We start from the raw sequence: 14,313 nt of genomic DNA, 5'->3' as shown, positions 1-14,313 counted from the left end.
TCTCCGGCGGATATGACGCATCGCCCCCAACTGCTTTATTACGGCGATGACTTCACCGGTGCGACGGATACCCTGGCGAGCGCGGCACGCGCGGGCTTGCGCAGCATTCTGCTGTTCGCGCCCCCGGACGCGGCGCGTCTCGCAACGCTCGGGCCACTCGACTGCCTGGGAATCGCCGGCGTGTCGCGCTCGCTCGCGCCGGCTCGCATGCGTGAAGAGCTGGCGCCGATTGCGGCGCTGGCCCGGCACTTGCAACCCACGGTGCTGCATTATAAGACCTGCTCGACGTTCGATAGCGCGCCGGAGGTCGGAAGCATTGGCGAGGCCGTGAGTGCGTTGTCGTCGTCGATGCCGAGCCCATGGGTCGCGATCGTCGGGGGACAACCCAATCTTGGCCGCTACTGCCTCTTCGGCAATCTCTTCGCTGCGGCCGGCGTGGGCGGTGAAGTCGTGCGCATCGACCGGCATCCGACGATGAGCCGTCATCCGGTGACGCCGATGCATGAAGCCGATCTGCGGCGTCATCTGGCGCAGCAGGGTCTGAACGATATCGGCCTCGTGCCTTGGACATGCTACGACACTCCGCCGGGGGACGACGTTGGGGCGACCGCTTCGACGAATGCGGTGTCGGCGCGTGTCGACGCGTTGCGGGCCGAGGGGGTGGTCAACGTGCTCTGGGACGTGGCCCGGCAGGGCGACTTGCCGCAGATCGGCGCGCAGCTCTGGGGCGCGGCGCGGCGCTCACCGCTGCTGGCCGTAGGGCCGAGCAGCGTGACGCAGGCGCTGGCGAGCGCGATGTCGCGAAGCGGCGAGGCGGTGGATGACGATGTCCCGGCGGCGAAGGGTCCAGTGCTGGTGCTGGCGGGAAGCCTGTCGCCGGTGACGGCGGCCCAGGTGACGGCCGCTGTGTCGTTCGAGGTCGTGCGCCTCGACGCCGCACGGCTGATCGAGCCGGATGGACGCTACTGCCGCGAGGCCGCCGCGCAACTGGCCACGCACCTTCGCGCCGGACGCCACACGCTCGCCTGCACCGTGCCGTTCACCGACGCGTCGACTGAATCATCGTCCCACCCGTCGACGCAGGATCGGGCGGTCCCTGCGCTGGCATTGGCGCAAGCGGGCGGGCGGCTGCTCAGGCAGGTGTTGGACGAGGTGCCCATCTCCCGCATGGCGATTGCCGGCGGCGACACGTCGAGTCACGGCGTGCGCGCGCTCGATGCCTGGGGGCTGGCTTACGCGGGCATGGTGTCGCCGGGGGCGCCCCTGTGCCGGCTTCGCAGCGATGCGCCAGCGCTCGACGGCATGGAGATACTGCTCAAAGGCGGGCAGATGGGCGGGGGCGACCTGTTCGAACGTCTGGTGCACGGCACATCGTCACGCACCGCGTCACTCAATTCTTGAAGGTTTTCGCCGTCTCCTCGGCGGCGAATCTCAGCTCCGGCTCGAAGGCGAGGAGATCGTCGAGCGTCAGCCGTCCGATGGGCGCCTGCACCGCAATGGCCGCGCAGGCGCGATTGCGGTTGAGCATGACCGGCACCGCAATCGCAATCAAGCCCTGCAAGTGTTCCTGATTGTTGATGCCCATCTTGCGCCGGCGCGTGCGCTCGAGTTCAGTGCGAAATTCACCGCGGTCGGTCAACGTCTGCTCCGAGAATTTGCGCAGCGGCAGGGTTTCGATCAGCCGTTCGCGCCGTTCCTTCGGCAGAAAACTCAGTAACAGCTTGCCGCTGGCCGAGCAGTGCATCGGCACGTGCGAACCCGGCTGCAGGTGCATGCGCAGCGGCCATTCCGTCTCCACACGATCCACATAAATCACGTCGTTGCCCGAGAGCATCGTGAGGTTGCACGTCTCGCCGATCCGCGTGACCAGTTGCTCGAGCAAGCCATGCCGCGCGGCGGCGGCGCCGGTCTGCATCAGCACGTTGATCGCCAGCGCACGAACGCGCGGCGAGCATTCGTAGCGGCGGTCGTTGGCGCTGCGCGTGATGAGCCAGGCGTCCTTGAGCTGGGTGAGGATGCGATGCACCGTCTGCTTCGGCAAATCCAGCGCGTTGACGAGATCCATCATCGAGAGCGGCCCGCCAGCCGTCGCCAGTGTCTCGAGCACGCGGAATGCCCGCACCGCGGCTGCGTTCGATTGATTCGATGCCGTCATGTTGTCTCCTGATGCCATGCCTCGCGCAGTCCTCGTCTGCCGATGCGACAGGTTCCGACTCGCCGCACCTGCGACGCCTTCATTCCGGCTGCGCTGTTTAACGTGATTTTGCATCGTTTTCATCACTTTTGCGGACCACTTCGGTCCCGAATATCGAGACGACCGATACACCTGTCCAATGTGTCCGGTTTGTCCGGGAATTTGAGACCTGCGACGCAACCCGGTTGGCTAGATTGGAGTCGCGAAACCAAGCGACAACCGGCGCCTTGCGCATCAGGAGACATCACATGAATTCACGGGCCTTCGGAGCCATCGTTCCTCCCACCGGCACCCGCGCCGACGCGCCTGCGCAGCAGGACGTCGACGCTCAGGTCGCGGCACTCGTCGCCCGCGCGCACGCGGCGCAGCGCGACTTCGCGAGCGCGGGGCAACAAACGCTCGACATGGCAGCCAGTGCGGCGGCGTGGGCGATCATGGAGCCGTCGCGCAACCGCCAACTGGCCGAACTCGCGGTGCGCGACACCGGACTCGGCAACGTCGACGACAAGTTCCAGAAAAACTTCCGCAAGACACTCGGCCTGCTGCGCGATCTGCACGGGCGCAAGACGCATGGCGTCATCGCGCGGGACACGGAGAAAGGCATCGTGGAGATTGCGCGTCCGGTGGGCGTCGTCGCGGCCATCACGCCATCCACCAATCCCGCGGCCACCCCCGCGAACAAGATTGTCAACGCGCTCAAGTGTGGCAATGCGGTGATCGTCGCGCCGTCGCCCAAGGGACATTCGGCGTGCGCGTTATTGCTCGAATTCATTCACGCCGAACTCGCCAAGGCCGGACTGTCGCCGGACCTCGTGCAGATGCTGCCTGCGCCGATTACGAAGGCCGCCACGGCGGCGCTGATGCGTCAGGCGGACCTGATCGTCGCCACCGGATCGCAGGCGAACGTGCGCATGGCCTATACGAGCGGCACGCCGGCGTTCGGCGTCGGAGCGGGCAACGTGGCGTCGATCGTGACGACCAGCGCCGATTTGACCGATGCGGCGGGCAAGATTGCGCGCTCCAAGACCTTCGATAACGCGACGAGCTGTTCGTCGGAGAACAGTGTCGTGATCGAAAGCCCGGTCTACGACGCCATGATCGACGCGCTGCGCGCCGCCGGCGGCGTGCTGCTGAACGCCAGCCAGAAGCGCGCACTTCAGGACGTCATGTGGGTGGATGGCAAGCTGGCGGGCGGCTGCACGGCGAAAGCGGCGCAAACGATCGCGCAGTTGGCCGGGCTCGACGACGTGGCGGCACAGCAACCGGCGTTCCTGATGGTCGAGGAGTCCGGCGTGGGCGCCGATCATCCGTTCTCGGGCGAAAAACTCTCGCCGGTACTCACGGTCTATCGTGCCGGGAACTTCGCCGAGGCGGCATCGCTCGTCGAGCGGATCTACGCCTACATGGGCGCGGGCCATTCCGTCGGACTGCATGGGGCGGACCCGGCGCAGGCGGTGACGTTGGCCGAGACGTTGCCGGTCGCACGCGTGATCGTCAACCAGGCGCATTGCTTCGCCACGGGTGGCAATTTCGACAACGGCCTGCCGTTCTCGTTGTCGATGGGCTGCGGCACCTGGGGGAAGAACAATTTCACCGACAACCTCGGCTTTCGTCAGTACCTGAACGTGACACGCGTGGCGTTCCCCATCGCGGCGGCCGTGCCCGACGTCGACGATCTGCTGGGCGACTATTTCGGGAGCGTCGGACGATGAACGCGCCCATGAATCCGGCGTCGGTCGCCGACGTCACGGCCCACGAAACCCAGATGACGCCGCGCACGCTGCGCGAGCTCATCGACACCCAAGCGGACGCGTTCGGCCCAAAGACCTACCTGCTGACGACCCCCGAGACGGGCGACGACGCGGCCACGCTCACCTTTAGCGGCTTGCGCGACGATTGCCGCGAACTCGCCCGGCGATTTGCCGACGCAGGACTGCGCCAGGGGGACATCGTGTCCGTCTGCATGGGCAACGGCCTGCAGACAGCGCGTTTGATTCTCGCGGCGATGTACAGCGGCCTGATCGTCAACCCCATCAACCTGCTGTGCCAGCCTGCGCAGATGGAGTACATCGTAGAGCACTCGGACACACGGCTGATCTTCGTGTCCGAGGCGATGCTGCCCGCCATCGCGCAAGCGGTGGACGCGTTGCGCGCGCAAGGCATGACGCGACCGGTGGCGCTTGTCTGCACTTCGCCCGAGGCGACAACGTTGCCCGAGATTGCCCCGCTGACGCAACTTGCCGCACCAGTACCGGCGGAGATGCATGGCGTCGCGTTGCTCATGTACACGTCGGGCACGACAGGCGTGCCGAAAGGGGTGATGCTCACGCACGGGAACCTGCTGGCCAACGCGGGGTTCATCAGCGCGGAGCATTGTCTGACGCCGGACGACCGTGTGCTCGCGTCGCTGCCGCTCTATCACATCAACGGACTCGTGGTCACGCTGCTCGCGCCGCTGTTTCACGGCGGCTCGGTCGCGATGGCGCCGCGCTTTTCGGCGCGCACGTTCTGGCGCGACGTGACGGCCGTGCAATGTTCGTGGATCAACGTGGTGCCGACCATCGTGGCCTATCTGCTCGAAGGCGAGGTGCCGGAACGTACCGCGCTGGCGGCGCTGCGATTTTGCCGAAGCGCCTCGGCGGCGCTACCGGCGGATCACCATCGAGCCTTCGAGGCGCGCTTCGGTATCGGCATCATCGAGACGATGGGCATGACCGAGACGGCGGCCCCAGTGTTCAGCAATCCGCTCGATGCGACCCGGCGACGGGTGGGCAGCATCGGCTTGCCGTCGGGCGGCGAGGCGAAGGTGATCCGGCGCGACGGCGCACAGACGGCCCCCGGCGAGACCGGCGAACTGGTGTTGCGCGGCGCACAGGTCATGTGCGGTTACTACAAGCGCCCGGACGAGACATCGGCCACCTTCACGGCCGATGGTTGGCTGCGTACCGGCGACCTTGGCTACTGCGACAGCGACGGGTATTTCTATATCACCGGACGTGCCAAGGAATTGATCATCAAGGGCGGCGAAAACATTGCACCGCGCGAGATCGACGAAGCCCTCATGCGCCATCCGGGGGTGCTGGAGGCGGCTGCGGTGGGGGTGCCGGATCCTGCGTATGGACAAGACATCGTGGCGTTCGTCGTGGTCCGCGAGCGATGCAGTGACAACAACGGCAACGACTGCGCGCCACCCGATGCGGGGGTGCTTCGCGAACACTGCCTGCAAACGCTGGGGCGCTACAAGACGCCAAAGGAATTTCGTTTCGTGACGGATTTGCCCCGTGGCCCGTCGGGCAAGGTGCAACGCCTCAAGCTGCTGAAAAGCTAACGCCCGACAGCGCAAGGCAGAAAGCTCAAGGCCCCCGGGCCCAAAGCCGGCGAGGGCACCCCGCTTCACTGTGCAGGACACGATCGCATGCGCAAGACGCGTGTGACGTAAATACATAGGAGACAACATGGACAAGCGCACCGGTCGCGTGAAGACGCGCCACATCATCCTGGCGGTCATGTGCCTGATGTATTTCATCTCGTACATCGATCGTGTCAACATCGCCGTCGCCGGCCCATTCATCCGACAGGAGATGGGGCTGACGACGGTGCAACTCGGACTCGTGTTTTCCGCGTTCGCCTATCCGTATGCCGCGATGCAGATCTTTGGCGGGTGGCTCGCTGACCGTTTCGGGCCGAAGCTGGTGCTCACGGTGCTTTCGCTGATCTGGGGCGCGGCAACGCTGGCCACCGGGTTTGCCGGCAGCATCGCGACGCTGGTGGCGTTGCGCTTCGTGCTGGGCGTGGGCGAGGGCGGCGCGTTTCCGACGGCCACGCGCGCCTTCACGTACTGGATGCCGGTCAGCGAACGCGGTTTCGCGCAGGGCATCACGCACAGCTTCGCACGCCTGGGGGGCGCCATCACGCCGCCCGTGGTGCTGGCGATCGTCGTGGCGTTCGGCTGGCGCGAGGCGTTCATCGTGCTCGGGGTGGTGAGCCTCGCCTGGACGATGCTCTACATGAAGGTGTTTACCAACACGCCGGAGCAACATCGTCGCATCACGCCCGAGGAGACGGCCGAGATCGGCTACCGCGCGGGCGATTGCGAACGGGCGAAACGTGCGTCGACGCCGTGGCGCAAGCTCGTGCGTCGCATGTGGCTGGTGACGTTCGTGGACTTCTGCTATGGCTGGCTGCTGTGGGTGTACCTCACGTGGATGCCTTCCTATCTGCGTGAATCGCAGGGCTTCGATCTCAAGCAACTCGCGTTGTTCACGTCGCTGCCGTTGCTCGCCGGGGTCATTGGCGACACGCTCGGTGGCGTGGTCTCGGACAAGCTGTACAAGATGACCGGCCGGCTGCGCCTCGCGCGGGTATCGGTGATGGTGGTCGGCATGGGCGGTTCGCTGGCGTTCCTGTTGCCGATGACGAGGGTGTCCGATCCGATGGTGGCGGTGCTGCTGCTCTCGGCATCGTTCTTCTTCCTCGAAATCACCAACCCGGTGCTCTGGACGCTGCCGCTCGACATTGCGGGCAAATATGCGGGCACGGCGGGCGGAATGATGAACACCGGCTTCGGCCTAGCCGGCATGATTTCGCCGGTGGCGTTCGGGTATCTCATCGAGACGACCGGCAGCTACAACGTGCCGTTCGCGATCTCGGCCGCGTTGCTCGGGGTGGGCGTGATTGCTGCACTGTTCATCGACACGAGCAAGACCGTCGAGAAGGATGAGGAAGCGGCGGAGCGCGAAGCGAGCGCTGGCGCGGCCGACGCCGCGCCGGCCTGGGTCGGGGTCGGACCGCAGCGACATCCGCTGCGCCGGCCGTTGCGGTGGCGCCGGTAACGGGGGCGGCGGCGCCGCCGCCGGCTTCACCCTAAAGGCAGGGACGTGTCCGCCCACCTCAAGCGTGGGCGGTGCCGTTCGTGAGTTCGATGCCGCTGAACGAACTCACTCGGGGTCTCGCCGCACAGGCGCTTGAAGTGGCGTGACAGATGACTCTGGTCGAAGAACCCGACATCGGTGGCCACGTGCGAGCCCGGCACCCCCGCGAGCAGGAGTCGCTGCGCAGCGGCAACGCGCACGCTGCATAGATAACGATGGGGGGCCTCGCCGAATCGCTGTCGAAACGCCGTGGCGAAACGCGACACCGACAGCGCACACATCTCGGCCAACTGCGGTACGGAGAGCGCTTCGTTGAAATGAGATTCCATGAAGGCGCGTGCGTCGTCGAGCGTGCCGGTCGGCGCGGGTTTGCGATACGCCACAGCCCTTGAGGCCGACGAGCACGAAGGTGAGTTCGCGTTCATGACGAGGTTACCGTGGGGGAGGGCGGGCCGCCTTGCGCCATGATCGGCGCCAATGGCGGCGTACTTGGCCCGGGAGCGTCGAAGCGCTGGATCCGGAACGGTTGCAGATCAATCTCCGATCGGCCGGTGGCAATCAGTTCTGCCAGCGTCTCGCCCACGCCTGGGCCGATCTGAAAGCCGGAGCCGCTGAACCCAAACGCGTAATAGAGTCCGTCGGTCGTGCCGCTCTTGCCGATGACGGGCTCGCCGTCGGGCAGATAGCTTTCGACGCCGCTCCAGACGCGAATGATGTGCAGCGGCGCAACGCCCGGCACCAGCCGTCTGAACTGCCGCAACTGACCGAGCGTGTTCTCGGGCAATACGGCAGCGCGCGACGTTGCCGCGTCGGCCGGACCCGGCGGGCCCCCGCCCAGAATGAGATTGCCGCGGGGGATCTGCCGGAAATAGATGCTCTCTTCCTTGATCGATGTGTAGACGCCCATCGACGAGCGAAACACGTAGGGCACCGGTTCGGTGACGGCCATTTGCGGACCGCGCACGGTCAGCGGCGCGGATTCGCCGAACTGCGATGCCAACGCATTCGTCCATGCGCCTGCGCAAATGGCGAGGCGTTCGGCCACCAAGGACTCGCCGGCGACGGTCTCGACGCGAAACCCCGTCGCGGTTCGCTCGACCCGGCGTACGGACGCATTTTCCCGAATGTCGGCCCCTAGTGCGCGCGCCGCGCGCGCGAAAGCGGGCGCGGCCAGGCGTGGGTTGGCGTGCCCGTCGAGCGGCGAGATCGAGGCGGCGAGCACGTCCGGTCCGAGAAACGGAAAGCGGCGGCGCATCGCTGCACCGTGCAGCACCTCGAGGTCGAGCCCGTAGTCGCGCGCCTGCCGGGCGTAGTCGTCGAAATACTCGGCATCGTGCGCGTGATAGGCCACGCGCGTGTGCCCGGAGGGCAGAAACTCGACGTCGCTGCCGAGCAGTTCGCGGGAAGCTCGCCATATCCGCAACGCGCGATTGGACATGGCCAACTGCGGCAGCGCCCGGCCTTGCCTGCGTACGCCGCCGAAGTTGGTGCCGCTGGCCTGCTGCCCGGTCAAGTTGCGCTCAAGAAGCACCACGGATAACCCGTGCCGGCGCAGGAAGTAGGCGGTACTGCAGCCCATGATGCCGCCACCGATTACGATGACGTCGGCATGTGCCGTGTGCGAAGCATGCGTGCTCATGAAAGCTCCATGCTGCGGGGCGTTGCGCTCGCCGCGTTGTCTTGTGTTGCGACGGTGACGTCTGCGTACGGCGCGGGGTCGAGCGCGACCGAGAGCGGCTTGACCGGTGCCTGACCGCGCAGCCGGCCGACGTCGGCCAATGGCACTGCCAGCGCGGCGGCCATCACCTCTGCCCCCGCGTGCGCGCAAAAACGGCCCTGGCATCGCCCCATGCCCACACGCGAGAACGCCTTCGCCCGATTGGCCTCCACGGCGCCATCCTGCGTGCAAACGCGGCGCAATTCTCCGGCCGTGATGCCCTCGCAGCGGCAGACCACCGTCGTGTCGGGCAATTGCCGCGCATGGTGGGCCGGCCAGGGAAATGCCGCACGCAGCCCGGCCGCAAAGCGAGAGAAGCGAGCCAGTTCGGCACGCAGTCGCGCGGCGTCGTCGTGTTTCGGTTCGACGCCTGCGTCGCGCAACGCGGCCAGCGCGGCAAGCCGCCCTGCGCACTCGGCGGCGTCGGCGCCGCGTACGCGGGCGCCATCCCCCGCAAGGTAGACGCCCGGGACACTGCTGCGACCGTCTTCGTCGATCTCGGGAAGCCACTGTCCTGCTGCGTCGTCGAAGGCAAATGCGCAACCGGCGAGATCGGCGATCTGCGTTTCGGGGCGCAGGTGAAAGCCCATCGCGACGGCGTTGGCCGGCACGTCGAGCGCCGTGCCGTCGGCCAATCGCACGTGTACGCCGCGCACGCCCAGCTCGTCATCGCCGTCGATGCGTACCGGCGTGACGCCACGATGTATCGGTACGCCTGCCGCGCGCAGCGTGCGCAGCAGGGCCGCGCCCTTGAGCAGAACGGCCGGTTTGACCAGCAATTGCGGCAATGCGCGCAGGCGCGCACGCGTGGGAGAGGTATCCAGCACGGCGGCGGGCGTCACGCCGGCCTTTACGTACTGGGCGGCGAGCAGATACAGCAGCGGTCCGGTGCCAAGCATGACCGTTCGCTCGCCGACGGCGCAACCCTGCGACTTGAGGGCGACCTGGGCACCGCCGAGACTGTAGGTGCCGGCATACTGCCAACCCGGAACCGGCATGAGCCGGTCGGTGGCGCCGGTGCATACGAGCAGCGCGTCGAAGGGGGCATGGCTCGCGCCTTGCGCATTGGCCAGATGGACGACGCCTTCTCGGATATTCCATACCAGCGTTTCCGGCCGATAGTCGATGTGGGGACGCAGCGCGTCGAAGCGATGGTGCAGGCGCTGGGCGCGTGCGGCTTCCGTACCGTAAAGGGCAGCGTAGGTGCGGCGAAAGCCCTCCGGCTGACGGCGATAGATCTGGCCGCCGTCGCGGCGTCCTTCGTCGATCACGAGCGGCCGCACACCCGCCTCGACCAGCGCTTCGGCCGCGCGGACCCCGGCCGGGCCGGCGCCGATGACGATCACGCGAGCGGCCATAGTGCCTCCTCGCCGCCGGTCGTCGCGCGCATGGGAGCGGTGTCGTCGTCCCCGCGAACGAGCCGTGTGACGATGTCCATGCCGGCCCTCACGGGCGTCGTGCAGGCGCGTAGCCGCTGCCCGGTACGGGTCCAGACCCAGCAGTCCTGGCACGCGCCCATGACGCAGAAGCCGGCGCGGCGCTCGGGGCCGAATTCGGCATCCCGAAGGCCGCCCTGCGTCGTCAGAATGGCGACCATGACGGTATCGCCTTCGTAGGCTTGCACGGGACGGGCATCGACGCGCAAGGACACCGTCGCGCGCCCGGTTTCGGCAACGCGCACGAAGCGTGCTTGCGAGGGATCTCGCGAGGGGCTCATGCGCTCAGCTCCGGTTCGCGTGGCATGCGATGCGCAACCTGCAGCGCATCGAGGTCGCCGCTCGCATGGTGGCAAAGAATGGCGGCACCGTTATCGAGCCATTTGAGCGACGGGGGCGTTACGTTGCACTTGCCGTCGATACGCACCGGGCAGCGATCGCGAAACGCGCACAATTCCGCCACGTCGGCGCTGGCTGCCAAGGGCGGGAGGGGCTTCGTGACGCACGCGCGACGCTCGTCGAGCCAGCCCTGACGCAAGTCCGGTACCGACTCGACGAGCATCCGGGTATACGGATGCCAGGGAGGCGAGCTCAGGACTTCGCGCGCCCCCGATTCCACTCGCTGGCCCGCATACAACACCATCACTTCGTCGCAGATCGCCCGCACCGTCGAAATATCGTGGCTGATGAAGAGATACGACAGCCCCAGTTCCCGGCGAAGTTCCGCAAGCAGATCGATGATCGCGGCGCCCACGACTGTATCGAGCGCCGAGGTGACTTCGTCGCAAAGGATCAGCGACGGCTCGGCCGCCAGCGCGCGCGCCAGATTCACGCGCTGCTTCTGCCCGCCGGACAAGCCGCCCGGTGTGCGATCGAGCAGCGCGGCCGGCAGCCGGACCCGGTCGAGCAACGCCAACGTTCGCTGCTTCGCGGCGTTGCCGCGCAGGCCGTGGTACAGCTTGAGCGGACGCGCCAGAATGTCGGCGATGGTGTGACTCGGATTCAGCGCAGTGTCGGCGTTCTGGAAGACGATCTGGATGCGACGATAGTGCTCGGCGTTGCGCTCGCTCAACGAATCGGGCAGCGGCTGGCCGTCGAACCACACTTCGCCGCGCGCGCGGGGCACCAGGCCCGCGACCACGCGGGCCAACGTCGTTTTTCCGGAACCCGATTCGCCGATCACGCCCAGCGCGCTGCCTTTGGCGATGCGAAGACTGACATCGTCGAGCACGCGCGTCGCCGGCAGGCCATGCCGGTCGCGACTGCCGTATCCCGCGTGCAGCCCGCGAATTTCGAGCAGCGGCGGGGCGGGCGTGTCGCTGCGTGCCGCGCTTGCGACCGACAGATCGTCGTGGCGGCGTGCGGCGAGCAACTCGCGGGTGTAGGCATCGTCGGGGCTGCGCAGTATTTTCGCGGTCGCACCGATCTCGCGGACCGTGCCGCCGTTGAGCACGACGATCTGATCGGCCATCTGCGCCACGACGGCGAGATCGTGCGAGACATACACCGCCGTGGTGCCCAACTCGCGAATCACCTTCTTGAACGCGGCGAGGACTTCGATCTGGGTCGTGACGTCGAGCGCGGTGGTCGGCTCATCGAACACCACCACGGCCGGATCGGTGATCAGCGCCATGGCGGCCATCAATCGCTGCAACTGCCCACCCGAGACCTGGTGCGGATACCGCTCGCCAATGGTCTGCGGTGACGGCAACGCCAGCGCCCTGAACAACTCGACGGCCTTCACGCGCGCTTGCGCCGCCGTGGCGGTTTTATGAAGCAGGGCGGGTTCGATTACCTGATCCATGATCGTGCGGGCCGGATTGAAGCCCGCCGAGGCGCTTTGCGCCACGTAGGCGACCGTGCGAGCGCGAAGCGCACGCCGACCCCGGTCGTCGAGCGAGAGCACGTCGACGTCGCCGATCCGGATCTGCCCCCCCGCGATGTCGCAGCCGTTGCGGGCATACCCCAACAAGGACAGCGCGATGGTGGTTTTGCCGGAACCGGATTCACCGATGAGCGCGAGGACTTCGCCTCGCCGCACCGAAAAATCGACGCCGCGGACGATCTCCGTGGTGACCCCTCGGCTGCGGGCCACGACGCGCAGAGCGCGAACGTCGATCATCACGGGTGGGCACGAGGTGCCTGCTGCGGGCTGCATCGTCATTTCGGTGCTCCGGTGCCGAACGCACCGCGCCGGCGAAGATTGTCGATCAGCAGGTTCACCCCGATGGTCAGCGAGGCGATCGCCAGGGCCGGCATGAGCACGGCGGGAGAGCCTTCGGCCAGGCCGCCGATGTTTTCGCGGACCAGCGAGCCCCAGTCGGCGTTTGGCGGTTGCACGCCGAGGCCGAGAAACGACAGGCCGGAGAGCAGCAGCACGATGAACACGAAGCGCAGCCCGAAGTCGGCCAGCATCGGATGAATCATGTTCGGCAGTACTTCCACACGGGCGATGTAGAGCAGTTTTTCACCGCGAGCGCGGGCGACCTGCACGTATTCGAGCGTCATGAGATTTACCGCCAGCGAACGCGAGATGCGAAATGCCCCCGGAATATAGGCAAACGCGGTGACCAGAATCAGGAGCGTGTTGCCGGAGCCGAACGCCGCGATGACGACGAGCGCCAGCACTTTGCTCGGGATGGACACCAGCGCATCGAACACGCGCGAGAGCACCTCGTCCACCCAGCGCGGCGCGACCGCCGCACACAGGCCGAAGCAGGTGCCCGCCGTGCTGGCGAGCACGGCGGCCGCCAGGGCGATGCCGACGGTAAAGCGCGTGCCGATAAGAATTCGGCTGAGTATGTCGCGCCCGAGGTAGTCGGTACCGAGCGGATACGCTGCGCTGTAGCTCGCGAAGACATCGGCCGACGTGAAGGCGCCGCCCGGATGCGGCGCGATCAGCGGGCCGATGCAGGCGATCACCAGCCAGAACAACACCAGTACTGCACCGATCATGCCGAGCCAGGAGACCCGTTCGCGCAGACCGGCGAAGCGGCTTGACCGCGGGGCCGCAGGCGAGGTGACGGCGTCGGGCGCCGCAGGGGCGGGCAGGGCGGGCGGCAGGGCTTCCGCGGGGCTGACAGGTGGGCGAGAAATCGGATTCATCGTTGACGCAGCCTCGGATTGGAGACGACCGCACACAGATCGGCGATCAACACGAGCAAGAGATAGGCCGCGCAGAAGACCATGACGCAGCCTTGAACGAGCGGCAGATCGCGGTTGGTGACGGCGTCGACCAGCAAACTGGCGAGGCCCGGGTAATTGAAGATCGTCTCGACGATCACCACGCCGCCGAACAGATACGACAGGCTCAGGGCGACCACGTTGGCGATTGGGCCGATGGCGTTCGGAAGCACGTGTCGCCAGACGACGCGCATGGGCGACGCCCCCTTGAGGATGGCCATCTCCACGTATGACGAACTCAACTGATCGATCACCGCGGCGCGTGTCATTCGCGCCATCTGGGCCACGATCACGCAGCACAGGGTCATGACCGGCATGGCGTAGATCCGGACCAGATCGTCGAACGAATTGACGGACGACAAATACGACAGTGCCGGCAGCCAGCGCAGCTTGACGGCGAAGATCAGCACGGCGATGGTGGCGACCAGAAATTCCGGCACGGCCACCGCCGAGAGCGTCAGGATATTGAGGACCCGATCGAGCAGCGAGCCGCGCCACATGGCGGCGGCGATGCCGATGGCCAGCGCCAGCGGCACCGAGACGAGCGTGGTCAGGGCAGCGAGAACGAGCGAGTTGGGCAGACGGCTGGCGATGAGTTGCGCGACCGGCAGATTGTTCGACATCGATTCGCCGAAGTTGCCCGCGCTCATGTGAACGAGCCACTGGAAGTAGCGGGTCACCGCTGGCTGGTCCAGGCCGAGCTGGTGGCGCAGCGCGGTGACGGCTTCGGGGGTCGCGGCCTGACCGAGCGCCATCTGGGCGGCATCGCCCGGCAGCAGGGCCGTGATCGTGAATACGATTGCGGACACCAGCACCAGTGTCAGCAAGGCCAGGCCGAAGCGCGCCGCGATAAGTCGTTGCACCTGGGATTTCATCGGAAACCTCTCCCGTTATACGACGCCGTTCGTGGGG

Annotated in this window: 12 protein-coding genes; 4 read left to right on the top strand and 8 right to left on the bottom strand. The window is 66.7% G+C overall.

The window, feature by feature from the left end:
* The first annotated feature begins 12 nt into the window (after positions 1-12).
* Positions 13-1,401 carry a four-carbon acid sugar kinase family protein gene (locus PanNE5_RS00515; RefSeq protein ID WP_261938952.1) on the top strand — a complete coding sequence of 463 codons (1,389 nt, stop codon included), beginning with the start codon at positions 13-15 and terminating at the stop codon, positions 1,399-1,401.
* Here PanNE5_RS00515 and PanNE5_RS00510 read toward each other — a convergent pair.
* Positions 1,391-2,155 (bottom strand): IclR family transcriptional regulator, encoded by a 765-nt coding sequence (locus PanNE5_RS00510; protein WP_017235448.1) that lies wholly within the window; start codon positions 2,153-2,155, stop codon positions 1,391-1,393. The genes PanNE5_RS00515 and PanNE5_RS00510 overlap by 11 nt on opposite strands.
* Before the next feature lie 287 nt (positions 2,156-2,442).
* Here PanNE5_RS00510 and sauS point away from each other — a divergent pair, with 287 nt between their 5' ends.
* From sauS to PanNE5_RS00495, 3 genes are all read left to right on the top strand, one after another.
* The gene (sauS, locus tag PanNE5_RS00505) at positions 2,443-3,906 is read left to right on the top strand and encodes an acylating sulfoacetaldehyde dehydrogenase (RefSeq protein WP_261938951.1); all 1,464 of its coding nucleotides are present in this window, start codon (positions 2,443-2,445) and stop codon (positions 3,904-3,906) included.
* Between the two features lie 8 nt (positions 3,907-3,914).
* Entirely contained in the window at positions 3,915-5,522 is a 1,608-nt protein-coding gene (locus tag PanNE5_RS00500; RefSeq protein ID WP_410007601.1) for an AMP-binding protein, read from the top strand.
* A 127-nt stretch (positions 5,523-5,649) separates the two neighbouring features.
* Positions 5,650-7,026, top strand: a complete 1,377-nt coding sequence (locus PanNE5_RS00495; protein WP_150563808.1) for an MFS transporter — start codon at positions 5,650-5,652, stop codon at positions 7,024-7,026.
* Positions 7,027-7,052: 26 nt separating this feature from the next.
* Here PanNE5_RS00495 and PanNE5_RS00490 read toward each other — a convergent pair whose 3' ends face one another.
* The 7 genes from PanNE5_RS00490 to PanNE5_RS00460 form a co-directional block, all read right to left on the bottom strand.
* The gene (locus PanNE5_RS00490) at positions 7,053-7,394 is read right to left on the bottom strand and encodes a helix-turn-helix domain-containing protein (RefSeq protein WP_261939902.1); all 342 of its coding nucleotides are present in this window, start codon (positions 7,392-7,394) and stop codon (positions 7,053-7,055) included.
* A 92-nt stretch (positions 7,395-7,486) separates the two neighbouring features.
* Complete coding sequence (locus PanNE5_RS00485; RefSeq protein WP_261938950.1) at positions 7,487-8,704, bottom strand: NAD(P)/FAD-dependent oxidoreductase; 1,218 nt, start codon at positions 8,702-8,704, stop codon at positions 7,487-7,489.
* Positions 8,701-10,140: an NAD(P)/FAD-dependent oxidoreductase gene (locus tag PanNE5_RS00480; protein ID WP_261938949.1), complete on the bottom strand. Its 1,440-nt coding sequence runs from the start codon at positions 10,138-10,140 to the stop codon at positions 8,701-8,703. The genes PanNE5_RS00485 and PanNE5_RS00480 overlap by 4 nt, the downstream gene beginning before the upstream one ends.
* Positions 10,125-10,499, bottom strand: a complete 375-nt coding sequence (locus PanNE5_RS00475) for a (2Fe-2S)-binding protein (RefSeq protein WP_261938948.1) — start codon at positions 10,497-10,499, stop codon at positions 10,125-10,127. The genes PanNE5_RS00480 and PanNE5_RS00475 overlap by 16 nt, the downstream gene beginning before the upstream one ends.
* Positions 10,496-12,382: an ABC transporter ATP-binding protein gene (locus PanNE5_RS00470; RefSeq protein WP_261938947.1), complete on the bottom strand. Its 1,887-nt coding sequence runs from the start codon at positions 12,380-12,382 to the stop codon at positions 10,496-10,498. The genes PanNE5_RS00475 and PanNE5_RS00470 overlap by 4 nt, the downstream gene beginning before the upstream one ends.
* A complete protein-coding gene (locus PanNE5_RS00465) occupies positions 12,379-13,323 on the bottom strand; it encodes an ABC transporter permease (RefSeq protein ID WP_410007553.1) in 945 nt (314 codons plus the stop codon). Before PanNE5_RS00465 ends, PanNE5_RS00470 begins: the two co-directional genes overlap by 4 nt.
* The gene (locus PanNE5_RS00460) at positions 13,320-14,276 is read right to left on the bottom strand and encodes an ABC transporter permease (RefSeq protein ID WP_150563802.1); all 957 of its coding nucleotides are present in this window, start codon (positions 14,274-14,276) and stop codon (positions 13,320-13,322) included. Before PanNE5_RS00460 ends, PanNE5_RS00465 begins: the two co-directional genes overlap by 4 nt.
* Between the last annotated feature and the right edge of the window lie 37 nt (positions 14,277-14,313).

The sequence above is a fragment of the Pandoraea sp. NE5 genome, assembly GCF_024363545.1.
GTDB classification, from domain to species: domain Bacteria; phylum Pseudomonadota; class Gammaproteobacteria; order Burkholderiales; family Burkholderiaceae; genus Pandoraea; species Pandoraea cepalis.
This window is presented reverse-complemented; position numbering and strand designations above follow the sequence as displayed.

Bases quoted from the DNA above. Each gene is read 5' to 3' on its own strand.
- PanNE5_RS00515 (WP_261938952.1), top strand. From the start codon at position 13: ATGACGCATCGCCCCCAACTGCTTTATTACGGCGATGACTTCACCGGT.
- PanNE5_RS00510 (WP_017235448.1), bottom strand. From the start codon at position 2,155: ATGACGGCATCGAATCAATCGAACGCAGCCGCGGTGCGGGCATTCCGC.
- sauS (WP_261938951.1), top strand. From the start codon at position 2,443: ATGAATTCACGGGCCTTCGGAGCCATCGTTCCTCCCACCGGCACCCGC.
- PanNE5_RS00500 (WP_410007601.1), top strand. From the start codon at position 3,915: ATGAATCCGGCGTCGGTCGCCGACGTCACGGCCCACGAAACCCAGATG.
- PanNE5_RS00495 (WP_150563808.1), top strand. From the start codon at position 5,650: ATGGACAAGCGCACCGGTCGCGTGAAGACGCGCCACATCATCCTGGCG.
- PanNE5_RS00490 (WP_261939902.1), bottom strand. From the start codon at position 7,394: ATGGAATCTCATTTCAACGAAGCGCTCTCCGTACCGCAGTTGGCCGAG.
- PanNE5_RS00485 (WP_261938950.1), bottom strand. From the start codon at position 8,704: ATGAGCACGCATGCTTCGCACACGGCACATGCCGACGTCATCGTAATC.
- PanNE5_RS00480 (WP_261938949.1), bottom strand. From the start codon at position 10,140: ATGGCCGCTCGCGTGATCGTCATCGGCGCCGGCCCGGCCGGGGTCCGC.
- PanNE5_RS00475 (WP_261938948.1), bottom strand. From the start codon at position 10,499: ATGAGCCCCTCGCGAGATCCCTCGCAAGCACGCTTCGTGCGCGTTGCC.
- PanNE5_RS00470 (WP_261938947.1), bottom strand. From the start codon at position 12,382: ATGACGATGCAGCCCGCAGCAGGCACCTCGTGCCCACCCGTGATGATC.
- PanNE5_RS00465 (WP_410007553.1), bottom strand. From the start codon at position 13,323: ATGAATCCGATTTCTCGCCCACCTGTCAGCCCCGCGGAAGCCCTGCCG.
- PanNE5_RS00460 (WP_150563802.1), bottom strand. From the start codon at position 14,276: ATGAAATCCCAGGTGCAACGACTTATCGCGGCGCGCTTCGGCCTGGCC.